The organism is Georgenia sp. Z1344 (assembly GCF_049856295.1).
Classification (GTDB): Bacteria; Actinomycetota; Actinomycetes; order Actinomycetales; family Actinomycetaceae; genus JB111.
This window is the reverse complement of record NZ_JBNDMZ010000002.1, coordinates 1-24,230: the sequence shown is the minus strand read 5'-3', so window position 1 is coordinate 24,230 and position 24,230 is coordinate 1. Positions and strand designations below refer to the sequence as shown.

General features: G+C 72.2%; 19 protein-coding genes. 7 read left to right on the top strand and 12 right to left on the bottom strand.

Annotated elements, in window-relative coordinates:
- Window positions 1-98: 98 nt before the first annotated feature.
- Entirely contained in the window at window positions 99-3,119 is a 3,021-nt protein-coding gene (locus ACPYO6_RS01965; RefSeq protein ID WP_425713214.1) for a metallophosphoesterase, read from the bottom strand.
- 180 nt (window positions 3,120-3,299) lie between these two features.
- Between ACPYO6_RS01965 and ACPYO6_RS01960 the strand changes: the two genes are divergently transcribed.
- The 3 genes from ACPYO6_RS01960 (at window position 3,300) to dhaL (ending at window position 6,493) form a co-directional block, all read left to right on the top strand.
- The gene (locus tag ACPYO6_RS01960) at window positions 3,300-4,592 is read left to right on the top strand and encodes a hypothetical protein (RefSeq protein WP_425713213.1); all 1,293 of its coding nucleotides are present in this window, start codon (window positions 3,300-3,302) and stop codon (window positions 4,590-4,592) included.
- A 266-nt stretch (window positions 4,593-4,858) separates the two neighbouring features.
- The gene (locus tag ACPYO6_RS01955) at window positions 4,859-5,857 is read left to right on the top strand and encodes a dihydroxyacetone kinase subunit DhaK (RefSeq protein WP_425713212.1); all 999 of its coding nucleotides are present in this window, start codon (window positions 4,859-4,861) and stop codon (window positions 5,855-5,857) included.
- 3 nt (window positions 5,858-5,860) lie between these two features.
- Window positions 5,861-6,493: a dihydroxyacetone kinase subunit DhaL gene (gene dhaL, locus ACPYO6_RS01950; RefSeq protein ID WP_425713211.1), complete on the top strand. Its 633-nt coding sequence runs from the start codon at window positions 5,861-5,863 to the stop codon at window positions 6,491-6,493.
- A gap of 78 nt (window positions 6,494-6,571) precedes the next feature.
- Here dhaL and map read toward each other — a convergent pair whose 3' ends face one another.
- The 8 genes from map to ACPYO6_RS01910 form a co-directional block, all read right to left on the bottom strand.
- Window positions 6,572-7,339 carry a type I methionyl aminopeptidase gene (gene map, locus ACPYO6_RS01945; RefSeq protein ID WP_425713210.1) on the bottom strand — a complete coding sequence of 256 codons (768 nt, stop codon included), beginning with the start codon at window positions 7,337-7,339 and terminating at the stop codon, window positions 6,572-6,574.
- 17 nt (window positions 7,340-7,356) lie between these two features.
- Window positions 7,357-8,400 carry a zinc-binding dehydrogenase gene (locus tag ACPYO6_RS01940; RefSeq protein WP_425713209.1) on the bottom strand — a complete coding sequence of 348 codons (1,044 nt, stop codon included), beginning with the start codon at window positions 8,398-8,400 and terminating at the stop codon, window positions 7,357-7,359.
- Window positions 8,401-8,562: 162 nt separating this feature from the next.
- On the bottom strand, window positions 8,563-9,222 hold the full coding sequence (gene deoC / locus ACPYO6_RS01935) for a deoxyribose-phosphate aldolase (RefSeq protein WP_425713208.1): 660 nt from the start codon (window positions 9,220-9,222) through the stop codon (window positions 8,563-8,565).
- Window positions 9,219-10,211: a sugar-binding transcriptional regulator gene (locus tag ACPYO6_RS01930; protein ID WP_425713207.1), complete on the bottom strand. Its 993-nt coding sequence runs from the start codon at window positions 10,209-10,211 to the stop codon at window positions 9,219-9,221. Before ACPYO6_RS01930 ends, deoC begins: the two co-directional genes overlap by 4 nt.
- A gap of 52 nt (window positions 10,212-10,263) precedes the next feature.
- Window positions 10,264-11,310 (bottom strand): galactitol-1-phosphate 5-dehydrogenase, encoded by a 1,047-nt coding sequence (locus tag ACPYO6_RS01925; RefSeq protein WP_425713206.1) that lies wholly within the window; start codon window positions 11,308-11,310, stop codon window positions 10,264-10,266.
- Between the two features lie 192 nt (window positions 11,311-11,502).
- Window positions 11,503-13,053 carry an FGGY-family carbohydrate kinase gene (locus tag ACPYO6_RS01920; RefSeq protein WP_425713205.1) on the bottom strand — a complete coding sequence of 517 codons (1,551 nt, stop codon included), beginning with the start codon at window positions 13,051-13,053 and terminating at the stop codon, window positions 11,503-11,505.
- Between the two features lie 122 nt (window positions 13,054-13,175).
- Window positions 13,176-14,261 (bottom strand): sensor histidine kinase, encoded by a 1,086-nt coding sequence (locus tag ACPYO6_RS01915; protein WP_425713204.1) that lies wholly within the window; start codon window positions 14,259-14,261, stop codon window positions 13,176-13,178.
- Between the two features lie 10 nt (window positions 14,262-14,271).
- Window positions 14,272-14,949: a response regulator transcription factor gene (locus tag ACPYO6_RS01910; protein WP_425713203.1), complete on the bottom strand. Its 678-nt coding sequence runs from the start codon at window positions 14,947-14,949 to the stop codon at window positions 14,272-14,274.
- An 86-nt stretch (window positions 14,950-15,035) separates the two neighbouring features.
- On the opposite strand from ACPYO6_RS01910, the gene ACPYO6_RS01905 reads away from it, so the two are divergent.
- Window positions 15,036-15,644, top strand: coding sequence for a M15 family metallopeptidase (locus ACPYO6_RS01905; protein WP_425713202.1), 609 nt, complete (start codon window positions 15,036-15,038; stop codon window positions 15,642-15,644).
- Window positions 15,645-15,668: 24 nt separating this feature from the next.
- Here ACPYO6_RS01905 and ACPYO6_RS01900 read toward each other — a convergent pair whose 3' ends face one another.
- The 3 genes from ACPYO6_RS01900 to ACPYO6_RS01890 form a co-directional block, all read right to left on the bottom strand.
- The gene (locus tag ACPYO6_RS01900; RefSeq protein WP_425713201.1) at window positions 15,669-16,637 is read right to left on the bottom strand and encodes a sugar ABC transporter permease; all 969 of its coding nucleotides are present in this window, start codon (window positions 16,635-16,637) and stop codon (window positions 15,669-15,671) included.
- Complete coding sequence (locus ACPYO6_RS01895; RefSeq protein WP_425713200.1) at window positions 16,637-18,262, bottom strand: ABC transporter permease subunit; 1,626 nt, start codon at window positions 18,260-18,262, stop codon at window positions 16,637-16,639. Before ACPYO6_RS01895 ends, ACPYO6_RS01900 begins: the two co-directional genes overlap by 1 nt.
- Before the next feature lie 256 nt (window positions 18,263-18,518).
- Complete coding sequence (locus ACPYO6_RS01890; RefSeq protein ID WP_425713199.1) at window positions 18,519-19,880, bottom strand: sugar ABC transporter substrate-binding protein; 1,362 nt, start codon at window positions 19,878-19,880, stop codon at window positions 18,519-18,521.
- A gap of 274 nt (window positions 19,881-20,154) precedes the next feature.
- On the opposite strand from ACPYO6_RS01890, the gene ACPYO6_RS01885 reads away from it, so the two are divergent.
- The 3 genes from ACPYO6_RS01885 to ACPYO6_RS01875 all read left to right on the top strand — a co-directional run bounded on the left by ACPYO6_RS01885 (window position 20,155) and on the right by ACPYO6_RS01875 (window position 24,223).
- On the top strand, window positions 20,155-21,177 hold the full coding sequence (locus ACPYO6_RS01885) for a LacI family DNA-binding transcriptional regulator (RefSeq protein WP_425713198.1): 1,023 nt from the start codon (window positions 20,155-20,157) through the stop codon (window positions 21,175-21,177).
- Window positions 21,174-22,946, top strand: coding sequence for a glycoside hydrolase family 13 protein (locus ACPYO6_RS01880; protein WP_425713197.1), 1,773 nt, complete (start codon window positions 21,174-21,176; stop codon window positions 22,944-22,946). The genes ACPYO6_RS01885 and ACPYO6_RS01880 overlap by 4 nt, the downstream gene beginning before the upstream one ends.
- A 152-nt stretch (window positions 22,947-23,098) precedes the next feature.
- Entirely contained in the window at window positions 23,099-24,223 is a 1,125-nt protein-coding gene (locus ACPYO6_RS01875) for an IS30 family transposase (RefSeq protein ID WP_425713196.1), read from the top strand.
- Window positions 24,224-24,230 lie beyond the last annotated feature (7 nt).

Sequence of the window (24,230 nt, the reverse complement as noted above, 5' to 3'; positions counted from 1 at the left end):
GACGACGGAGCGGGCCCCGCACCCATCAGGGTGCGGGGCCCGCTCACTGGTCGGACCGACATCCGCTCACTCGTCGCTCACGGACGAGCAAACGGCGGTCAGCGGCGGATACCCAGGGTGTCGGAGCCGTCGGCGTTCCAGTCGCCGACGAACACCTCGTCGCCCGAGCGGCCGTAGCGGACCTCGCGGTCCGCCCAACCACCGGTCAGGGTGTTCGACATCAGGTACAGGTTCCCGCGACGCGAGGCGAACGTGTCGCTGCCGTCGCCGTCCCAGTCACCCACGAGCACCTGGTCGGCCGAGCGGCCGTAGGTGAACTCCTCGTCCGCCCAGCCGGAGCTGAGCGAGTTCGACACGAAGTAGCGGGCCCCACGACGCACGGCAAAGGTGTCGGTGCCGTTGCCGTCGTAGTCGCCCACGAGGACCTGGTCGTTCGCACGGCCGTAGTCCAGCTCGGTCTCCGCGTCCCCACCGACCAGCTCGTTGGTGAGGAAGTAGGAGTTCCCACGACGCACCGCGAAGGAGTCCACGCCGTCGCCGTCCCAGTCACCCACGAGCACGGTGTCGCCGGAGCGGCCGAAGGTCAGCTCGACATCCGCGTCGCCCCCGTACAGGGAGTTGGACAGGAAGTAGGCGTTCCCACGACGCACCGCGAGCGTGTCGGACCCGTCGCCGTCCCAGTCACCCACGAGGACCTCGTCACCCGGGCGACCGAAGGAGAACTCGTGGTCCGCCCAGGCGTCCCAGCCGTCGTTGAGGTAGAACCCACGACCCGGCGTCGGCGGAACCGGCTCACCCGGATCCACCGGCGGCTCCTCGTCGTCGGGCACCGTGATCTGACCGAGCTGGTCGCCGGAGCGACGCTCACCGAAGCCGTGCGAGACGGCGAACTCGCGGGTGCCCGCTGCCTCGTCGACGAGTGTCGGCTCGACCGACCAGGTCCCGTCCTCGGCCACGACGGCCTCGCCGGTGAGCGCACCGTCCAGCACCACGGTCGCGCCGGACGCGCCGGTGCCGGTGAGCGCCGGGACCGATCCGTCCGGCCCGACCTCGAGCTCGCCGTTCTCGATCTCGAAGGCCTCGACGTCGGGCCGGTCGATGAGCCACTCCCCCGGCTCGGTGGCGCGGTCGATGACGCGGACCTCGCCGACACCGCCGTGCCAGCCGGAGCCGATCGCGTCGTCCGTCATGGCGGCGCCGATCATCCAGGGGTAGCCCTCCTCGAAGGACATCCCGTTGCCGTCGCTGATGTTGCGCAGGATCGGCATGCCGTCGACGTACATCGTCACCGAGCCGTCGGCGGGGTCGTTGACCATCGCGAGGTGGTACCAGTCGTCGGACGTGATCTCGCCGGACCAGGCGCTGCGGTCACCGGTCGTCGGGTCGCCGGGGACGACCGACCACTGGAACTCCCGGAGGTTGGAGAACCCGATCGACGCGGGCGAGTGGGTGTAGTCCCAGATCTGCGCCATGCCCGGGATGCGGGACCGGTTGCCGGAGCGGGCGAGCGCGCGGGTCCACGCGTTGTCCTCGGCCGTCCAGTCCTCGGCGATGTTGACGAACGCCTCGATCGTGTAGCCGTTCTCGAAGGTCGCGTTCGTCACCGGGACGCCGTGCTCGGTGGTGAAGTAGCTGAACCGGTTGTCCGCGTTGGACGAGTTGTCGAAGCAGATGCCGGCGTCGGACGACGAGAAGGCGTGCGCCTCGCACAGCCGCACGTCCTCCTCCTGGGCGGTCGGCGAGGTGTCGACCGGGCCGCGCGCCATCGCCTGCTCCTCGAGCACGACGTCGGGAAGCTCCGTCCCCTCGGGCAGGACGTCCCCGATCGCGGCGTCGACGAGGTTCGGTCGCCAGTGGGCGAGCGTCCCGTCCACGCGCACGTAGTCCTCGGTGGAACCCGGCTCCGCGCGGTCGACGGCGGGGACGCCCTCGAAGCCGTCGAGGATGAGGGCGCGGGCGCGCTCGCGCAGGGAGGTCTCCTGGCCGTCGCCGGGCTCCCACTCGGCGTTGAAACCGGCGAAGCGCTCGTCGAAGTCGATGTCGACGCTGAACTCCTCGTTCGGCGCGTCGAGCAGCGGTCGGTCGTGGACGGTGAGGTCGGCTGCGTCCTTACCGACCACCCACGGCGACGGCGCGAGCACGTCGATCGAGTCGTTCTCGAGGTTGAACTCGAGCAGGCCGAGGTAGCCGTTGCCACCCTCGTAGGCCATCTGCCAGTCCTGCAGGATCTGGATGACGTCGTTGCCGGCGTCGTTCTGCACGACCCGGTGCGCCGAGCCGTGGTTGTGGCCCGAGAGCGTGAGGAAGATCTGGTCGTTGTCCCGGATCAGGCCCTCCCACAGCCGCTCGCCGTTGCCACCCGTGACGGCGGTGACGCCGTCGGAGTCGACGCCGAGGATCTCGTGCGAGGTGAGGATCGTCGGCAGGGTCGGGTGGTCGGCCATGACCTGGTCGGCCCAGGCCAGGGTCTCGTCCGACGTCCGCCAGGCGAGCGCGAGCACGAGGTACTCCTGGCCCTCGGCCTCGAACACGTGGTACTCGCTGAAGCCCGACGGGTCGCGCCCCGAGTCCGGCGACTGCGCCGCCGAGCGCTCGGGGGAGAACCAGCGCAGGAACGGCTCGTCGTCGGCGAGCTCGGTGTCGTTCGCCGAGCTGTTGAGCAGGTCGTGGTTGCCGGGCAGGACCGAGTACGGCAGTCCCGCGTCCTCGAGCACCTGGTGGGCGGCGTCGGCGATCTCCCACTCGGCCTCGACGCCGGCGCGGTCGACCAGGTCGCCGAGGTGGGTGACGAACGGGATGTTGAGCTCGTCGTGCACCTCGGCGAGCCACTCGGCCTGCGCCTGGTACGGGTTGGTCCCGTAGCGGGGCTCGAACTGGCTGGCGCCGTACCGGGAGTAGAACTGCGTGTCGGGCAGGGTGGCCAGGGTCCAGCGGGAGCCGTCGGGGACGGCGTCCTCCTCGGGCGCCGCGTCACCCTCGGTGGCCGGCTCGGCCTCCGGCGTGGGTGGGGTGTCGGGGGCGGGCTCCGACATCGCCGGGGGCACGACGGCCCCGGCGAGCATGGTGGTCAGCAGGGCGGTGGCGGCGACGGCCGCCGTTCGTCGAGCTCGTGCGTGCACGACTCTCCTTGAGTGTCTCGATCAGGGGTTGGGAACGCCGGCGGCGCTCCTGCGCCGAGGCAACCACCGCCCGCTGAACGTCAGGGAGCCACCCGGTGAACCTGACGCGGGCGCCGGACTCTCGCACATCCGAGCGGCGGCGCTTGGTCACGAACGAGACCGGGGCCACAATGGTCGGCGATGCCCCTCGCGACGATCACGACCGACGCCGCCACCACCGGGTCGCGCGCCACGCGGATGCTCCACCGCCGGCCGAAGACCCCGATGCCGTGGTGGTCGACGGCCGCGGTCTACGAGACCGCCGAGCTGCGCACGGTGGCCGCGATCGACGACGTCGCCGCCCACGTCCCGCACGTCGCCTCGCTCGGGTGCGACACGCTCCTGCTGACGGCACCGGAGCTCGACCCGCGTCATCGCCAGGTGGCCGACGCCGTCGGCGCCGTCGTCCGCAGGGCCCATCGGCGGGCGCTCCGGGTCGTCGCCTCGGTGCTCCCGATCCACCCGTCCGACACCGACGCCGCGCACCTGTCCCGCGTGGGCCGCTGGCTCGCCCTCGGGGTGGACGGGATCGACCTGGGCATCGCCCGGGGCACGAGCGACCCCGGAGCGCTCGGCCTCGATCAGGCCGACGCCGCCGCGCCGGGCACGACGACGCCGACCCTCGTGCGCCACCCCCGTGGCGCGGACCCCGGCGCCCTGCAGGCGCGCCTCGCCGAGCGCGGTTCCGGGGACCGCCCCGACGCCGAGGCGGCGCTCACCGGTGCCGTGCGCGGGCTCGACCTCGCGGCCTACACCGAGGTGCTCCACGAGGACTGGCTGCACGCCACCCGCGACGACCGCCTCGCCCGCACCAGCTGGGACGCACCCGCCGTGGGTGAGACCCTCGCCCAGGTCTTCGGCGTCCACGAGCCCCTCGGCGCCCGCCCTGCCTGGGCCCTCGCGACCGGCCGGCACCCGGTCCCGACGCCGACCTGGGCGCACCGCCCCTCCCCCGAGGAGAACGCCCGACGGGTGCGCGCGATGACGGCGCTGTCGATCATGCTGCCCGGCGCGGTCTATCTCCGGCAGGGGATCGAGCTCGGCGGCCAGATCGCCCCCGAGGCCGGCGCCACCGGCGGGGGCACGAGCGGCACCCACTCCGACGACGACGCCGCCACCGGCTCCCTCGCCGCCCTCGTCGCGGCCCTGGCCCCCGACCGCCACCGGGACGACTCCCCCTACGAACGGCTGCGGGCGTGGCTGCGCCTGCGCCGCGAGCTCGGCACGGCCTCCGGCTACCTGGGCGTGCTCGACGTCGACGTCGACGCGCTCGTGCTCGCCCTCGACACCCGTCACCTCGTCCTCACGCTCGGCCCGGACCCGGTGGCGGTGCCGCTGAACGCGCTCGTCACCCACTCCTCCGCCGGCGTGCTCGAGGAGGACGGTGCGACGGTGCTCGAGCCGGGCACCGCCGCGCTCCTCCGGATCACCTGAGCCGGACGCGCCCCTGCGCAGCCGGGCCCCGGACCTCCTCGACACCACCGCATCTCCTCGGCGGGCACCGACACAGGTTCCGCTGCGCTCACATGAGCATCTGTCCGCGGCGGCGCGGACCCGGCCTTCGCACCCCGGCGGCCCGCGCCTAGGATGAGACTGCAGCGCTCGACGCTGAGAACTTCTCACATCGCGGTGAGCACGCGGCCCGGGACCACCGACTCCCCCGCCGCCGGGCCCACCGCCCGAGACCCACGAGGTACGTCATGTCCAAGGCGAAGAAGATCATCAACGACCCCGAGCACCTCGTCGACGAGGTGCTCGACGGTCTCGTACTGGCCTCGCACGGCTCCCTCACGCGCGCGCCGGGCTCGCGCGTGCTCGTCCGCGACTCGATCGAGGCCGGCAAGGTCGGTCTCGTCGTCGGCGGCGGCTCCGGCCACGAGCCCATGTACACGGCCTACGTCGGCCAGGGCCTCGCCGACGCGAGCGTGGCCGGCAACGTGTTCGCCGCCCCGGCGCCGCAGCACGTCCAGGAGGCGATCGTCGCCGCCGACCAGGGCAAGGGCGTCATCCTCCTCTACGGGAACTACGCGGGCGACGTCCTCAACTTCGACATGGGCGCCGAGCTCGCGGAGGACGACGACGACATCGCCACCCGCACCGTGCTCGTCAACGACGACGTCGCGACCGACGACCCGGACACCCGACGCGGCATCGGCGGCGCCTTCTACGTCGTCAAGATCGCCGGCGCGGCGTGCGCCGAGGCGGGCTCCCTGGAGGAGGCCGAGGCGCTGATCGTCAAGGCGCAGCAGGCCACCCGCACGCTCGGCGTCGCGGTCCGCGCGGGCTCCCTCCCGGAGACCGGCGAGCCGACGTTCGAGCTCGGCGACGACGAGATCGAGATCGGCCTGGGCATGCACGGCGAGATGGGCGTCGAGCGCTCCGCGATGATGACCGCCGACGAGCTGACCGAGAAGATGGTCGACAAGCTGATCGCCGACCTGCCCTACTCCTCCGGCGACCGGGTCGCCCTGCTCGTCAACAACCTCGGCGCCACCACGCTCATGGAGCTGTTCGTCGTCAACCGCAAGGCCCGCGAGCTGCTCGAGGCCCGGGGCATCGAGGTGGTGCGCACCGACGTCGGCTCGTACTTCACGTCCCAGGAGATGGCGGGCTTCTCCCTCACCCTGCTCCGGCTCGACGACGACCTCGAGCGACTCCTGGCCGCCCCCTGCCGCTCGCTGCCCTACTCGCAGGCCTGAGCGATGGCGGACCAGCTGACGGCGGCCCAGACCGCCACCGCGCTCACCGCGGCGTGCGACGCGATCGTCGCCGCCAAGGAGCGGCTCACCCGCGCCGACCAGGCCATCGGCGACGGCGACCACGGCGTCGGCATGGCCCGCGGGTTCACCGCCGCGAAGGAGGCCCTCGCCGAGGCGTCGCCCGCGACGCCCGGGGAGGCGTTCAAGGCCGTGGGCTCCGCGGTCCTCGCGACGAGCGGCGGTGCCTCGGGCGCCATCTTCGGCACGATGTTCCGGGCACCCGCCAAGGTGCTGACCGGGGACACGCTCGACGCCGACGGGTTCGCGACCGCGCTCGAGGCCGGCGCCGAGCAGGTCATGCGGCGCGGCAAGGCCGAGGTCGGGCAGAAGACGATGCTCGACGCGCTCGTCCCTGCCGCGGAGGCCGCCCGAGCCGCCGTGGGCCAGGGCCTCGCCGCCACGGCACGCGCGGCGGCGGTCGCGTCGGCCGATGGCGTCGAGCGCTCGGCCGAGCTCGTCTCCGGGTTCGGCAAGTCGCGCTCGCTCGGGGAGCGCAGCGTCGGTCATCCCGACCCCGGCGCGATCTCGGTGTCGGTCCTGCTCGGGGCGATCGCGGACGTCGTCGACACGCTCTGACGGAAGCGGCACGACGCCGGAGGGCGGGTTCCGTACGGAACCCGCCCTCCGGCGTCGTGCAGGGTCGTGGCCCCGCCCTCAGGGCAGGGTGAGGATCTGGACGCCGTCCTCGGTGACGGCGATCGTGTGCTCGGTGTGGGCGGTGCGACAGCCGGTCGCGCTGCGCAGGGTCCAGCCGTCCTCGTCCATCGTCAGCTCGTCGGTGTCCACCATGACCCACGGCTCGATCGCGAGCATGAGACCGGGACGGAGCGGGAAGCCCCTGCCCGGGCGGCCGGTGTTCGGCACGTGCGGGTCCTGGTGCATGGTCGAGCCGATGCCGTGGCCGCCGAACTGGGTGTTGACCGGGTAGCCGGCGTCCGAGAGCACGGTGCCGATCGCGTGGGAGAGGTCGCCGATGCGCGCGCCGGGGCCGGCCGCCGCGATGCCGGCGTCGAGCGCGCGGCGGGTGGCGTCGATGAGGCGGTCGCTCTCCTCGTGCGCCACCTCGCCGACCACGAAGCTGATCGCCGCGTCGGCGGCGACGCCGTCCTTGGCCACCGCGAGGTCGAGGGTGAGAAGGTCGCCCTCGGCCAGCTCGGCGTCGTGCGGCAGCCCGTGCAGCACGGCGTCGTTGACGGCGGTGCAGATGTGGTGCCCGAACGGGCCGCGCCCGAACGACGGCGCGTAGTCGACGTAGCAGGACGTGGCACCGGCCCGCTCGATCAGCTCGCGGGCCCAGCCGTCGATCTCGAGGAGGTTCGTCCCCGGGACCGTCTGCTCACGGACGGTGGCGAGGATGTTGGCGACGACGGCCCCGGTGATCCGCCCGCGGGCGATCTCGGCCGGACTGAGGATCTCGATCATGCGGTCATTGTCGCGCGCTACGGCTCGAGGACGAGTTTGAGGGTCTCCCCCGCGGCGGCGCGGGCAAACCCCGCCGGGGCGTCGGCGAGCGGGACCCGGTCGGTGACGAGGCGGCGGAAGCGCTGCGGGTCGGAGGAGACGATCGCGAGGGCCTCCGCGTTGTCCTCGGGGGTGTTCGCGGTGGAGCCGGTGACCATGAGCTCGCGGTAGTGGACGAGGTTGGCGTCGAGGGGGATCTCCCCCTTCCCCGAGGGCAGGCCGGCGAAGAAGTTGACCCGCCCGCCGAGGGCGGCGGCGCGCAGGGCGTCGGCGAACACGGCGGCCACCGGCGTGGCGACGACGACGCAGTCCGCCCCGCGCCCGTTCGTCAGCTCCAGGACCCGATCGGTGAGGTCCTCGGCCCGAGGGTTGATCGTGTGGTCCGCGCCGAGCCGGGCGGCGAGCTCGCGCCGCGGCGCGGAGGTCTGGCTGACGATCACCTGGTCGACCCCGCGCATCCGCGCGAGGAGGAGGGCGGTGAGGCCGATCGGGCCCGCGCCGCAGACGAGCACGGTGTCGCCCGGCCCGGGGTCGAGGGGGCGCAGGCCCCGCACGACCGCCGCCACCGGCTCGGTCATGACGACGTCGAGCGCCTCGAGCCCGTCGGCGACGGGCAGGACGTTGCCGGCCGCCACGCCCCGCGCCGGCACGCGCACGACCTCGGCGAACCCGCCGTCGAAGGTGAGGCCGACGCCGGCGTAGTCGGTGCACAGGTTGCTGCGGCCGGCCGTGCAGGCGTGGCAGGTGCCGCACCCGACGTTGGGCGCGAGGGCGACGAGCGTGCCGGGAGCGAGCCGCGGGTCCTCCGACCGGTTCTCCCGGACGTGGCCGACGACCTCGTGGCCAGGCACGCGCACGGTCCCCGCGGGGTACATGCGGTGCTCGCCGCGGGCGATCTTGAGGTCGGTCCCGCACACGCCGGTGGCGGCGACGTCGATCGTCACCTCGCCCTCGGCCGCGACCGGGACGGGCCGCTCGACGAGAGCCATCGCGCCGTCGGCCTGGTGCTCGTACGCCAGCATGCGCACATCCTCTCGCGGTGGCCGGTGCGGCCGGTGGGTATCGACGACGTCGCGCGCCGTCCGTGGGAAGGCCGTCCGGCCGCCGCGCCTCACGCAGCAGCCGGACAGCCCGTCGGGGGACGGGGCTCAGCCCGTCAGGGGATGGACGTCAGGGGGCGGACGTCAGCCTGCGAGGCCGTCGAGGACGGCGGCCGTGCCGGACAGCCCGAGGCGGGTGGCCCCGGCCTCGATCATCGCGAGGGCCTTCTCGGTGTCGCGGATGCCGCCCGACGCCTTGACGCCGAGGCGGCCGCCGACGGTCCGGGCCATGAGGGCGACGGCCTCGACCGTGGCGCCGCCGGCCTTGTGGAACCCGGTCGAGGTCTTGACGAAGTCGGCGCCCGCGCGCTCGGCGGCCTCGCACACGGCGACTATCTGCTCGTCGGTCAGTGCGGCGGACTCGATGATGACCTTGAGGACGACGCCCGGGGCGGCGTCGCGCACGGCGCGGATCTCGGCCTCGGTCTCGTCGTAGCGGCCGGTCAGCGCGAGGGCCAGGTTGATGACCATGTCGATCTCGTCGACCCCGTCGGCCGCGGAGCGCGCGGCCTCCGCCGCCTTGACCTCGGCGGCGTGCGCACCGGACGGGAAGCCGCACACGACGGCGAGCTTCACGCTCTCGGGCACGTCGAGCGGGACGAGGTTGGGCGAGACGCACACGGAGTAGGCGCCGAGCTCGGCGGCCTCGCGCACGAGGGCGGCGACGTCGTCGGGCGTGGACTCCGGCTTGAGCAGGGTGTGGTCGACGAGCTGGGCGACCTCGGTGCGGGTACGAGCGGTCATGACGTGCTCCTTGTCGTTCGGGGTGGTCGTGCGTGGGTGTCCGGGAGTGAGTCGAGCAGGCCGGCGGCGAGCTCCTCGTCGGTGACGAGGATGTCGCACAGCCCGTGGGTGACGGCGGCGAGCGCGGCCGGGGTCTTCGCCACGCCCGCGGCGACGGCGATCGGCAGCCGCGCGGAGCGGACCTCGTCAAGCGTGAGGCCCACGGTGCGCGCGTCGATCGAGGGGTCCGCCGGGCGCCCCTCCGCGTCGATGTAGCGGCCGAGGACGTCGCCGACCGCGCCCCGGGTGACGAGGCGGTCGACCTCAGCGTGGCTGAGGTAGCCGGCCTCGACGAGGACCGACGTGCCGACCGGCTCGCCGAGCGAGAACAGCAGGGCGTCCGCCTCGCGGGCCTGGTCGAGGACGCGGCGGACCGACCCGTCGCTCATGAGCGTGGCGGCCAGGTCCGGCGAGTCGACGATCGCCGGGGCCTGGAGGAAGACCGCGGTGCCCCGCGCCTGTCGGGCCAGCTCGGCGACCACCTGGCCGGGGTTGCTCGCCCCGGGCAGGGGCAGGCCGGCGTTCGCCTGCACCACCACGGTGCCGTCCGCCCAGGACGGCGGGATCTGCTCGACGAGGTCGACCATCGTGCGGCCCCAGGAGACCGCCAGCGTGGCCGGCGACTCCTTGAGGTCGGCGAGCAGCTCGCCGGCGGCCGCCGCGACCCGGCGGCGGGTGGCCACCGGCTCGCGCTCGGCCGGGACGACGACGGCCGCGGTGAGGCCGGTGCGGGCGACGAGCTCGGCCTCCAGCGCGTGCGAGCGCGCGCGGGGGTGGACGATCTCGATGCGGACGATGCCGGTGCGGCGCGCCTCCTGGAGGAGGCGGCCGACCTGCCAGCGGGTGAGGTGCAGCCGCTCGGCCACCTCCTGCTGCGTCAGCTCCTGCTCGTGGTAGAGCGTGGCCACCCGCAGCAGGAGGAGGTCGCGCTCCTCGTCGTCACCGCGCACGGTCGCCGTCCCGGTCGGTTCTCACCGTCACCTCCGCGTCGTCCCTGCCGGCTCAGGCGCCGTGGGGAAGGAAGAGGACCTTCGAGCTGTGGATCGTGCGCTTGTACATCGCCTCGATCGTCTCGCCCACCTTCTCCAGCGGCAGCTCGTGCGTGATCATGAACTCCCACTTGAGCAGGCCCTGGTGCATGGCCTCGACCGTGGTCGTCCACTCGGTGCCGGGAAACGGCGCCGAGAACGAGTTCCACGAGCCCTTGATGTCGATCTCGAGCCGCATCATCCGGGCCCAGTTCTTGTCGCTGATCGTCACGTCGGCGTTGGGGATTCCGATGAGCACGACCTCGCCGTGGCGGGCGGCGAGCCCGACGGCCTGGTTCTCGGCGATCGGGTTGCCGGAGCACTCGACCACGATGTCGTAGCCGAGCCCGGCCGCCTCGGCGGCCGCCTCCGGCGTCGTCGCGGTGGTGGTGGCGCCCGCCTCGCGGGCCAGCTCCGCCTTCTCGGGCGAGACGTCGACCGCGAGGACGTCGAGCGCGCCGCCGAGGCGCGCCCACTGGATCGCGAACAGGCCGATGGGGCCACCCGCGCCGACGACCGCGACGCGCTTGCCCGGGGCGAGCTTCGTGCGCAGCAGGGCGTGCAGGGCGATCGCCGAGGGGTCGACCATGGCGGCCGCCCGAGGGTCGAGGTCGGCGGGCACCTTGAGGAGCAGCTTCGCCGGGCCGGCGACGTACTCGGCGTAGGCGCCGTGGCGGCGGGAGCCGTAGTAGTCGTAGTCCTCGCACAGGCTGTAGTGCCCGGCCACACAGGGGCCGCACTCGAAGCACGGGAGCATCGGGGGGACGGTGACGAGGTCACCGACGGCCACCTCGGTGACGCCCTCGCCGATCTCCTCGACCCAGGCGGAGAACTCGTGACCGCAGATGAGCGGGAGCTTGTGCGCGCCCTTCTTGAACATGCGGTCCAGGTCGGACCCGCACACGCCGCACGCGGCGACCTTGAGCAGCGCCTCGCCGGGACCCGGCGTGGGCTTCTCGACCTCCTCCAGCCGAACGTCCCCGACGGCGTGGAGCTGGACGGCCTTCATCTTCTCGGTCATGTGGAGCTCGTGATCCCTTCTGGTGCTCGGGCGGGGCCGCGGGTGCGGCGCCGCCGTGTAGTGCGTGGCGGTCGGTGGTGCGTGGCGGTCCCAGGCGCGAGTCGGTTGCTTGCGCGTGACAGGTTCCTGGCGCGTACCGCCCGGCCGGCGGGTGGCGCGCCGCCCCTCCCGGGAGGCGCGCCACCCGGCGGGTCAGGCCTCGTCGACGTGCCGGGACATGGCGTTGGTCAGGTCCCGCATCGCGTCGTAGGTCTGGACGTATGCGTCGAAGTTGTACTGGTACGCCTCGTGCGCCTCGGCGTCGGGCTCGATGACCTCGACGGTGCGCACCATCTCCCGTGCGGCCGTGGGCAGGTCGGCGTGGACGCCCGCGCCGACGGCGGCCATCATCGCCGAGCCCAGCAGCGGGCCCTCGCTCACGTCGGTGAACGTGATCGGGAGGTTGGAGACGTCGGCGTGCATCTGCATCCAGAACCGGCTCTTCGTCGGGCCGCCGGAGACGACGACCTCCTTCGGCGGGAAGCCGTTGTCCCGCATCGTGCGGAAGATATTCTCGGTGCCGAAGCAGATGCCCTCGAGGATTGCGCGGAACATGTGGCCCTCGGTGTGGCCGAGCGTGAGGCCCCAGAAGACGCCGCGCGAGCGCGGGTCGGAGTACGGCGAGCGGTTGCCCTGGAAGTGGTCGAGGAGCACGAGACCGTCGGACCCGATCGGGACCTCGGCGGCGAGCTCGTCGAGGATCTCGTAGGCCGGGCGGTTCTCCTTCGCCGCGCGCTCGTTCGCGCTGCGCGCGAGGTGGTCGCGGAACCACGCGACGACGGAGCCGGTCGAGACCTGCCCGGCCTCGACCGTCCACTCGCCCGGGATGACGGCGTCGGTGTACGAGCCCCACAGGCCCTTGGCGTGCAACGGGACCGGGGACTGGCCGATCATCACGTGGCTCGACCCGGTGATGAGCGCCATCTTGCCGGGCTCGACGACGCCGAGCCCGATCGCTCCCGCGTAGGCGTCGATCGCACCCTCGGCGACCGGGGTACCGGCGGCGAGGCCCAGCTCCTCGGCGATCTGCGGGCGCAGCCCGCCCACCGTGGTGCCGACCGGGAGCACGCGCTCGGGGAACTTCTCGAGGATGTCCGCGCCGCCGACCTTCTCGTACAGCGAGGTGGGCCAGCCGCCGACGGAGGTGTCGTAGAAGTACTTGCCGGCCGCGTGGTTGAGGGACATCGTCCACTCGCCGGTGAGCCGGTGGACGAGCCAGTCGGTGCAGTCGACGAGGAGGTCGGCCTTCGCGAAGATCTCGGGCTCGTTCTTCTTCAGCCACATCGACTTCGGCGTGCCCCACTCGGCGGATACGGCGCCGTGGCCGGAGTACTTGAGCGCCGGGTCCTCGGCGCGGGCGAGCGCCTCGGACTCGTCGGCGGCGCGGACGTCCATCCACAGCAGCGCCGGGCGCAGGTGCTGGCCGTCCTTGGTCGTGGCGACGACGGTGGCGCTCGTCGCATCCACCGAGATGCCCGCGATCGCGTCGGCCGGCACCTTCGCCTGCTCGAGCGCGCCGCGCACGGACGTGACGATCGCCGACCACCAGGCGTCGGGGTCCTGCTCGGCGCGGCCGGGCCGCGGGAACGAGGTCTTCCACTCGGTGGAGGCGACGCCCTTGAGGCCTCCGGCGGCGTCGAAGATGCCGGCGCGGGCGCCGCCGGTGCCCATGTCGATGCCCAGCAGGAACGGACCGTCAGTCATCGGGAACTCCCATGTTCTCGGGGGTGTGCGCACGCTGCGGGACGCCTGCGGGCGACCGGTGCGCTGGTCCGATCAGACTGCCAAGACAGCGCGCATGCGCGCAACGCGCTCGCCGGTTTCGCTCACATGAGCACCACGTCTCGCCCTCGCGCGGGCGGGAGCTCGGTCCGCACCTCGAGCCCGCCGTCGGCTCGCGGGGCCAGGACGAGCGTGCCGGCGTGCGCGTCGACGATCCGTTCCACGATCGACAGACCCAGGCCGTTGCCGGTGCGCTCGTCCAGGCGGGTCCGGCCCGCGCCCTTGAGGAACGGTTCGGTGAGTCGGTGCACGGTCCCGGGACCGACCGCGCCCCCGGTGTTGGCGATCGTCACGGTCGCGCGGTCGGCGGCGCCCACGGTGGTCGCCCAGACGCGGCCTCCGTCCGCGACGTTGTGCACCACGGCGTTGTGCAGGAGGTTCGTCATCATCTGCCGCAGCAGCGGCTCGGAGCCCTCGGCGAGAGACGGCGACGCGTCGATCTCGATCGTCACGCCGTGCTGCTCCGCCAGGGGCAGCAGGCTCTCGACGGCCTCGTCGAGGAGCAGCGAGAGGTCGACCTCCTCATGTCGGGTGAGGGGGTGTCCGGACCGGTCGAGCAGGAGGAGAGCCTCGACGAGCTCGACGGCGCGCGCATTGGTCGCCCTCAGCCGGGCAAGTGTGGCGGCGGGGTTCTTGTCGGGTGCTTTCGCTGCGACGTCGATGATCGTCTGCATGACGGCGAGCGGGGTACGAAGCTCGTGGGAGGCGTTGGCGGCGAAGCGCCTCTGCTCCTCGACCCGGGCCTCGACCCGTTCGAGCATGTGGTCGAACGAGTCAGCGAGCTCGCCGAACTCGTCGGTCCGGTCCGACATGTCGACGCGGTGGTCGAGCGCGCCCGTGGACGCGATCCTCGTGGCCCGCGTGATCCGCTCGAGCGGCGAGAGCATGCGGCCGGCGAGCAGCCATCCCCCGGCCGGACCCAGGGTGAGGAGGAGGACGAGCACGACGACCGTCGGGGGGACGAAGGCCTCGAGCAGGTCGGACCGGTTCGGGACGAATCCGCCCCGGGTGTCGATCGTCGAGTCCGGGACGTACCGCAGGAGGAACACCCACACGACGGCGAGCAGCAGGACGCCGGCCACCATGAGGAACCCGGCGTAGCTGAGGGTCAGCTTCCAGCGTGAGCTCACACCCCGGTCCTCAGCTCGGGCCGTCCGGGATGGCGCCGATCCGGTAACCGACGCCCGGCACGGTATGGATCGGCGATGGTTCGCCGAGACGCTTGCGCAGGCCCGAGACCGTGATCCGCACCGCGTTGGTGAACGGGTCGGCGTGCTGGTCCCACGCGCGCTCGAGCAGATCCTCGGCACTGACCACCCCGCCGTCCGCCGCGACCAGGACGTCGAGCACGGCGAACTGTTTCCTGGTCAGAGCGATGTAGCGACCGTCCCGGTACACCTCACGCCGGAACGGGTCGACCGTGAGGCCGGCCAGCTCCCGGACCGGTGGCCGCCTCCGCGCCCGCCGCCGGTCGAGCGCCCGGATCCTCAGCACGAGCTCCTCGAACGCGAACGGTTTCGTCAGATAGTCGTCCGCGCCCAGCCGGAAGCCCGACGCCTTGTCGTCGATCCGGTCCGCGGCCGTGAGCATGAGGATCGGGACGTCCGCCCCGGACCGGATGATCCGCTCGGCGACCTCGTCGCCCGACGCTCCCGGGACGTCCCGGTCGAGGATCGCCAGGTCGTACTCGTTGACACCCAGCAGGTCCAGCGCGGCATGGCCGTCGTTCGCGATGTCGGCGGCGATCGACTCGAGGCGCAACCCGTCGCGGACCGCCTCCGCCAGCAACGGCTCGTCCTCCAGCACCAGCACCCGCATGCCTGGAGGCTACGCGCCGACGGATATCGACGACGTATCGAGAAACGCAGACGGCCCGGCAACACGCCCTCGCCTGCACTGGGGGCATGAACGATCACACCACGCCAGTTCATGCCCGGCTGCTCCGCGGCGGAGCCGTGGCGCTGCTGCTCGTCGGTGCTCTCGGCGTCGTCGCCTCCCTGCTGCTCTCGTCGTCCCCGCTGGTCGGCGGGCAGCCGTCGCCGTTCGACGTCGACGACTCGGCGCACGGCGTTCTCCCCGACGGCACGACCGCGTTCGACGAGGAGCTCCCCGGAATCAGCCGCCTCGACCCCGCGCTGCGGGCGGCCGTGCAGGAGGCGACGGAGGACGCTCGGGGTGACGACGTCTCGATCGTCGTCACGAGCGGGTGGCGGTCAGCCCAGATCCAGACCCGGCTGCTCGACGACGCCGTGGCCGAGTACGGGTCGCGCGCGGAGGCCGCCCGATGGGTCGCCGGCCCGGACACGTCCGCGCACGTCTCCGGGAACGCGGTCGACATCGGCGGCATGGCCGCCTATCTCTGGCTCGCCGACCACGACCGGGGCGCCGCCTACGGCCTCTGCCAGACCTATGCGAACGAGCCGTGGCACATCGAGTACCTCCCCGAGGCGATCGACGACGGCTGCCCGGCGCAGTACCTCGACCCGACGCACGACCCCCGGCTACGGCCCTGATCGTCTGCGACCTCGCTCGCCGCGCTACCCCTTGACGGAACCGGCCGTGAGGCCGCCGACGATGTAGCGCTGGAGGAAGAGGAACAGCAGCAGGACCGGGACCGCGGCGATGACGGCGCCGGCGGCGAACATGCCCCAGTTCTGGTTCGTCAGCGAGGAGACCATCTGGTACAGCCCGAGCGCCAGGGTCCAGTTCTGCTCGGACTGCAGCACCACGCGAGCGATAACGAAGTCGGAGAAGGTCGAGACGAAGGAGAGCAGCCCGACCACCGCGAGCACCGGCGCGACCATGCGCAGGATGATCGTCCAGTAGATGCGGGCGTGGCTGGCGCCGTCGATCTTCGCGGCCTCGTCGAGCTCCTTGGGCACGGTGTTGAAGAACCCGTACATGAGGAAGGTGTTCGTCCCCAGGGCCCCGCCGAGGTAGACGCAGATGAGTCCGATCCGGGAGTTGAGCCCGAGCGAGGGCACGACCTCCCCGATCGAGAGCAGCAGCAGGAAGATCGCGACGAAGGCGAGCAGCTGGGGGAACATCTGCAGCACGAGGAGCGTGTTGAGACCGAACGCGTGCCCCTTGAACCGGAACCGGGAGAAGGCGTAGGCGGCCGCAGCGGCCATGACCACGGTGCCGATCGCCGTCGAGAGCCCGATGAACATGGTGTTGCGGAACCAGGTCCAGTACAGGGTGGTGTCGCTGAGCTGGGAGTAGCTGCCGACGTCGAACGACGTGAACAGCGAGTTCGACCCGGTGAGCGTGGCCCCCTGCCCGGCCAGCGACGCCGAGATGACGTAGACGATGGGGAACGCGGCGTAGATGACGAACACGATCCCGATGACGTGGCGGATGCCCAGCTCGGCGAACCAGCGGCCGAACGCCATCCTCGGCTGGGGCGGGAGCTCCTGCCCCTTCCGGTCGGTGGCCCGGCCGGCGCCGGTGGTCGTCGCGGCATCGCGGCCCGCGCCGTCGGCGGGGCTGGAGGGGGTGGCGGACATCAGTTGTACTCCTCCAGCTTGCGCGCCTGACGGAAGCCGATGACGGAGACCGCGGCGACGATGATGAAGATGAGGATCGACAGCGCCGAGGCCAGCCCGTAGTCCTTCTGCGAGCTGCCGTCGATGCCGGCGATGTTGTAGACCATCGAGATGAGGATGTCGGTGTGCCCGACGGGGACGCTGGCCGAGTCCATCCGCGGCCCGCCGCCGGTGAGCATGTAGATGAGGTTGAAGTTGTTGAAGTTGAAGGCGAAGGACGCGATGAGCAGCGGCGCGGTGGCCACCAGCACCAGCGGCATCGTGATCGAGCGGAACTGCTGGAGCACGCCGGCGCCGTCGATGCGCGCGGCCTCCTTGACGTCTCCGGGGATCGACTGCAGCGCCGAGGTGCAGATGAGGAACATGTAGGGGAAGCCCAGCCAGAGGTTGACCAGCAGGACGGAGAGCTTGGCCAGCCACGGGTCGGTCAACCACGGGATGTCGGCCCCGAAGAACACGACGTTGTTGATGAACCCGAACCGCTCGTTGAGCAGGCCCGCCCACAGCAGGGCGGCAAGGAACCCAGGGAACGCGTACGGGAGGATGAGCAGGGTCCGGTAGATCTTCTGGCCCTTGAGCCGGGCGTCGTTGAAGACGACGGCGAGGAACAGGCCCAGCAGGAAGGTCGTCACGACCGAGAGGAATGCGAACGCCATCGTCCACAGGAGCACCTGCAGCAGCGGGCCGGAGTAGCGCGAGTCGGCGAAGGCGTCGACGTAGTTCTCCGGCCCGACGAACACCCGCCAGCCCACGTTGAGCGCCTCGCCGTCCTCGGAGACGAAGCTGCCGCGGTCGTTCGGCCGGTACTCGACGCCGGTCTCGACGTTCGTCATCACGTCCGCGTCCTCGTCGTAGACGAGCCGGGAGGTGGCCTGGGCGGCCGAGCGGCCGTCGGTGGTGCGCAGGGAGCCGTCGTTGGGGTCCTCGGAGAAGGGCACCCGCAGCTCCGCGACCTCCTGGGGACGCTGGTAGATGTCGGCCTGCTGGAGCACGGTGACGTCCGGCACGGAGGTGATCCGGCCGTCCTCGACCACCGCGTCCGGCGCGTCGACGAGCGGCTCCTCGGCGTAGCCGACTCGCACGGTGCCGTCGGACTCGTCGAGGATCGCCAGGCCGAGCTCGGCGCCGTCGACCCCCTCGCGCTCGACGACGACGACGGGGTAGCGCGTGGCGTCGGGCAGCGTGCGCTCGTTCTGGGCGAGCAGCTGCTCGACAGCCTCGGGCTTGGTGAGGTTGTGGCCGTCGCCGTAGTTGGTGAAGGAGACGTAGCCCGTGTAGACGATCGTGAAGATCTGGTACACGGCCAGGAAGATCAGGCCCGGCAGCAGGTACTTCATCGGCACCGTGCGCCGCGAGAAGTAGACCCAGTTGACGGCGGCGAGGATGACGAGGGTCCCGCCGAAGAGCCACCACGAGTCGTTGTTCCAGGCCTGGAAGAGGATCGTCACGCCGAGGGCGTCGACCAGCGCGACGAGCACGAGCTTGACGAAGAACCAGCCGTTGACGTCACCCCCGCGGGCGGGGCGCGTCCGGCCGCCGCTGGATGCCGGCGGCTGCGTCGCCGGCGGCATGTCGGTCGTGGTCATGGACGTCCTTTCTCGGAACGTGGCACGTCGTCGTGTGGCGCCGGGTGGGATCGGGTGCTCTCACGACCGCCCGGCGGGGGGCCTGCGGGGTTGGATGTGCTGCGGCACCTGGTGGTCCTGCGGGACCGGGGTGTGCCGGCGGTGCTGCGGGTCCTGCCGCTCGCGCTCCCCCGAGGTCGGCGGGCCCGACCGTCGAGGGCGCGAGGCCCGGGGCGACCGCCTCGGCAGGCGGCCGCCCCGGGCGGGTGGCTGGACGTCAGCCGGCGTCGATGGCGCCCTGGATGTCGGCGACCATGGCTTCCCAGGCACCGGCCGGGTCGTCCTCGGCGCCGGAGATGATGCCGCCCTCGGTCACGCCCCAGAACTGCCAGACCTGACCCATGGCGGGCAGCGCGGGCATCGGCGCGGCCTCGGCGCCGACCTCGCGGAAGCCGGCCACGATCTCGTCCTCCGCGGCCGCGTCGGCCGCCACGGTCAGCGCCGGGACGCGGTCGCCGGTCTCGAACAGCGAGGTCTGCGCCTCCTCGGTGGACATGAAGTTGACGAGGAAGTCGTTGGCGATGAGCGCGTCGGGCGACTGCGCGTTGACGAAGAAGGCCTGCACGCCGGCGAAGGGCACCGCCGCCTCGGGGCCGGGCGCCGGGATCGGGTCGATGGCGACATCGATGTCCTCGAAGGAGGCGAGCATCCAGGGGCCACCGATGATGAACGGCGACTCGCCGTTGGCGAAGGCCTCCACCGCGATGTCGTACGTGATGTTGGTGTCCAGGGCGCCGGTGCCGTTCTCGCCCTGCTCGGCCAGCCACTGGGCGAAGGCCGCCCCACCCTCGCCGCCCAGGCCCAGCTCCTCGGTGTACGCACCCTCCTCGTCGGTGACGAAGACCGGCGCACCGAAGGAGGTCTGCAGCGGGTAGAAGGTGTACGGGTCGCCGTTCTCGCCGTCGGACTGGATGAGGATCGGGAACTCGGTGCCCGCCTCCTCGCCGGCGGCCAGGGCGTCGTCCCAGGTGGCCGGGGCCTCGGGGGCGAGCTCGGTGTTGCGGATGAGGGCGATGTTCTCGATGGCGAAGGGCAGGCCGTAGATCTGGCCGTCGTAGGTGACGGCGTCGATCGCGACCTGCTCGAAGTCGTCGGCGTTGGTCAGCTCGAGCGGGGCGACGACGCCGTTGACGGTGAGCTCGCCGAGCCAGTCGTGCGCGCCGACGGTGATGTCCGGGCCCTCCCCGGTGGGGACCTGGGTGACGAAGTCGGTGCGGATGTCCTCGAAGTTGCGCAGCACGGTCTGCACCTCGACGCCGGTCTCCTCCTCGAAGGCCACGGCAGCCTCCTCGACGGCGGCCTGGCGGGTCTCGTCGACCCACACCACGAGGGTGCCCTCCTCGTTGGGGGTGACGGCGCCGGCCTCGGCGACCTCGTCCTCGCCAGCGGCGCCGGACTCGCTCTCGCCGGACTCGGCCTCGTCCGACCCGGACTCGGCGTCGTCGGAGCCGGTCTCCTCCGAGGTCTCCTCGGAGGTCTCCTCCTCGGTGTCGCTCGACTCGTCGTCGCCCCCGCCGCAGGCGGCAAGGGTGAGGGCCACGGCTGCGGTCGCGGCAAGGGTGGTGATGCTCCGTCGCATCTGTGTCTCCAGGTGTTCGAAGGTGACGGGGACGTTCCCGCGGACGTGCTCATCGCTGTGCACCTCGCGGGACGAGGCAGACAGTACGCAGCCGACTGGCAATCTGCAAGCACTTGCAGTAACTTTCAGATCTCATGACGGAGCTGTTGCACCACAGCCACCACGACCGTGCGAGCGGGACGCTCGACGAGGAGCGCACGATGCCCTTCCCCATCAGCCGGCGGACCCACGTACCGGGACCACCGACTCTCTCCACGACGACGACGGACGCACCGTGAGCGGGCGGACCCGGCTGACCGACCTGGCCGACCAGGCGGGGGTCTCCACCGCCACCGTCTCCCGGGTGCTCAACGGCCGCCCGGGGGTGGCCGAGCCGACCCGCCGCGAGGTCCTCGCCGCGCTCGACGTGCTCGGGTACGAGCGGCCCTCGAGCCTGCGCCAGCGTGCGGCCGGGCTCGTCGGCCTCATCGTCCCCGAGCTGTCGAACCCGATCTTCCCGGCGTTCGCCCAGCAGATCGAGACCCTGCTGAGCAGCTCGGACCTCACCCCGCTGCTGTGCACCCAGTCCCCCGGCGGGACCACCGAGGACGACTACGTCGAGATGCTCCTCGAGCACGACGTCGACGGCATCATCTTCGTCTCGGGCCTGCACGCCGACACGTCCGCGGACCCGTCGCGCTACCACCGGCTCATCGACCGTCGCATCCCGTTCGTCCTCGTCAACGGCACGAACCCGGACATCGCCGCACCCGCGTTCGCCGCCGACGACGCCGACGCGATGGACCTCGCCGTGCGCCACCTGGCCGCGCAGGGGCACCGCCGGATCGGACTCGCCGTCGGACCCACCCGGTTCGTGCCCGTGGCCCGCAAGGTCGAGGCGTTCGGGGCCGCGACGTCGCGCTACCTCGAGGACGCCGAGCCACCCACGGTCTCGACCCTGTTCACGGTGGAGGGCGGCCGGGCGGCCGGGTTCGAGCTCCTCGAGGCAGGGTGCACCGGGATCGTCACCGCGTCGGACCTCATGGCGCTCGGCGTCGTGCGGGCGGTCCGGGCGGCCGGCCTGGGCGTCCCGGAGGACGTCTCGGTCGTCGGGTACGACGACTCGCCGCTCATGGCGTTCAGCGACCCGCCGCTGACGACCGTCCGTCAGCCCGTGCCGGCGATGTGCCAGGCCGCGGTGTCCACCCTCGTCGCCATGATCAGGGGCGGCTCGCCGAGCCCCGCCGAGCTGACCTTCGTGCCCGAGCTCGTCGTGCGCCGCTCGACCGGTGCGGCGCGGCTCGAGGCGGCCGAGTGACCGCCGAGGACTGGTGGCGCGACGCCGTCGTCTACCAGGTCTACCCGCGCTCGTTCGCGGACGCGAGCGGGGACGGCGTGGGCGACCTGCCGGGCATCACGGCGCGGCTGGGGCACCTCGCCGACCTCGGCGTCGACGCGCTGTGGCTCTCCCCGTTCTACCGCTCGCCCCAGAAGGACGCGGGGTACGACGTCGCCGACTACCGGGACGTCGACCCGCTCCTCGGGACGCTCGCCGACGCCGAGGCGCTCGTCGCGCGGGCCCACGAGCTCGGGCTGCGGGTGGTCGTCGATCTCGTCCCCAACCACACCTCCGACCAGCACGTCTGGTTCCGCGAGGCCCTCGCCGCCGGGCCCGGATCGCCGGAGCGGGCGCGGTACCTGTTCCGTCCGGGTTCTGGCGAGGGCGGCGAGCTGCCGCCGAACGACTGGACCTCGGTGTTCGGCGGGATCGCGTGGACCCGCGTGCGTGACCGGGCGGACGCGCCGGGCTCCGCCTGGTCGGACGACCCCGACTGGTACCTCCACCTGTTCGACTCGAGCCAGCCCGACCTCGACTGGGAGAACACCGAGGTCAGGGAGGAGTTCGAGTCGATCCTGCGGTTCTGGCTCGACCGCGGGGTCGACGGCTTCCGCGTCGACGTCGCCCACGGCCTCGTCAAGCAGGAGGGCCTGCCCGACTGGCCGTGGCACCTGCGGATGGTCTCGGGGTCCGACGTCGATCCCGCCGACGTGCCGCCCGCCCCGATGTGGGACCGGGACGGCGTCCACGAGGTCTACCGGTCCTGGCGTCGCGTCCTCGATGAGTACTCCCCCGCGCGGATCCTCGTGGCCGAGGCCTGGGTCGACGACGACGAACGGCTCGCCCGGTACGTCCGCCCCGACGAGATGCACCAGGCGTTCAACTTCCACTTCCTGTCCACCCGGTACGACGCCGGCCTGTACGCGGACGCGATCCGGGACTCGCTCGCGGCGGCGGACCTGGTCGGAGCACCGTCCACGTGGGTGCTGTCCAACCACGACGTCGTGCGGCACGCCAGCCGTCTCGGCCTGGCCCACGCGGACACCGGGAAGGGCCCGAACGGGATCGGCGCCGACGAGCCGCAGCCGGACGCCGCACTCGGCCTGCGCCGGGCCCGCGCCGTCTCGACGCTCATGCTCGCGCTGCCCGGTTCGGCGTACGTCTACCAGGGCGAGGAGCTCGGGCTGCCCGAGCACACGAGCCTGCCCGACGAGCTGCGGCAGGACCCGGCGTTCGCCCGCACGGGCGGCGAGGAGACGGGGCGCGACGGGTGCCGCGTGCCGCTGCCGTGGGAGGCCGACGCGCCGGCGTACGGCTTCTCGCCGTCGGGGAGGTCGTGGCTCCCGCAGCCGGCGGCGTTCGGCGAGCTCGCGGCCGATCGCCAGGAGGGCGTGGCGGGGTCGACGCTCGAGCTGTACCGCGAGGCGTTGCGCCTGCGCCGGGAGCTCGGCCTCGGCCGGGCCTCGCTCGCGATCGTTCGCGGCGACGACGTGGGCACGAACGGCGTGTCGGCAGTCGACGGCGCGGTGGCACCGGCCGAGGATCTCGGCGAGCTCGGTGCCGACGGCGTCCTTGCACTGATCTCCCGCCCTTCCTCCGGATCCGAAGTCCTCGTCGTGCTCGTCACCGGCGGGGCTCCGGCCCGTCTGCCCGAGGGCTGGCGGGTGGTCCTGTCCTCGCAGCCGGGGGCGGGCGAGGACGGGACGGTCCCGGTCGACACCGCGGTCTGGGCGGTCCGCGAGGGCTGACCTCGCCCGGGGCGTCGGCCCACCCGTGCGCGTCCTTCCCGCGCGGAGAACGCGCACGCACCAGGCCGATTCGTCGAGATTGCGGTTGGGGCCCAACCGCAATCGGCGGTTTCAATCGGTTGTTGCAACGTGCGCCTTGGGAGGGTGTACGGATGGCTGGGAAGAGATTGACACTTGAGGAGCGGGCGAAGATCGAGGCGCTGTTCGGTCAGCGATTGACGTTCCCGCAGATCGCTGAGCGGATCGGTCGTCACCGGACCACGGTGTGGCGCGAGGTCACTCGCAATAACTCCTACCGGGGCGCTCACCTGGACACACCCGGGACGCGTTCCCCGGCGGGACGCCGGCAGGCCAATCCCGCCGGTCGTGGTGGCGCCTACCGGTGGGCGTACTCGTGCCGGAACGCGCAGCGCAGGGCCGACAAGCGGGCCCGCAGGCCCAGGCCCGGCAAGTTGACCGGCGATCGCCGCCGCGGGGTGACCTCGGGTCGCGGCCGGCTATGGCCCCTGGTGCGGGACAAGCTCGAACAGCGGTGGTCTCCGCAGCAGATCGCACACTGGCTTCGTCAGGAGTATCCCGACCGGCCGGAGCGATGGGTGTCCCACGAGACGATCTACCAAGCGATCTACTACCAAGCTCGTGGCGGGCTGCGCAGCGAGATCGCACGCCAGGTCGCACTCCGTACCGGGCGGACCAGGCGGCGCCCCCAGTCCCGCCTCGCGCGGGCGGCACACTCGGGCAAGGCCTGGACCCATGGCCTGAACATCAGCACCCGGCCGGCCGAGGTCGAAGACCGGGCCGTGCCCGGGCACTGGGAAGGTGACCTGATCATCGGTGCGCGTAGCGCGTCGGCGATCATCACCCTGGTCGAGCGTTCCACGCGGTACGTCATGCTCGGCGCTCTACCGGAGAGCAGGGTCTCCGAGCAGGTGATCGACGTGCTGATCGAGACGATGGGCCGCCTGCCGGCCGAGCTGGCCGCGACTCTGACCTGGGATCAGGGCGCTGAGATGGCCAAGCACGCCCACTTCACGCTGGCGACAGACTGCCGGGTCTTCTTCTGCGACCCGCACTCGCCCTGGCAGCGAGGCTCGAACGAGAACACCAACGGCCTGCTGCGGCAGTACTTTCCCCGCTCGAGTACCGACTTCCGCACCTACGCCCAGCGCGACCTCGACGCCGTCGCCCGCGAACTCAACACACGACCACGCATGACACTGGGCTGGCAGACTCCAGCGAAACGACTCAACGACCTACTCGTTGCAACAACCACTTGAAACCGCC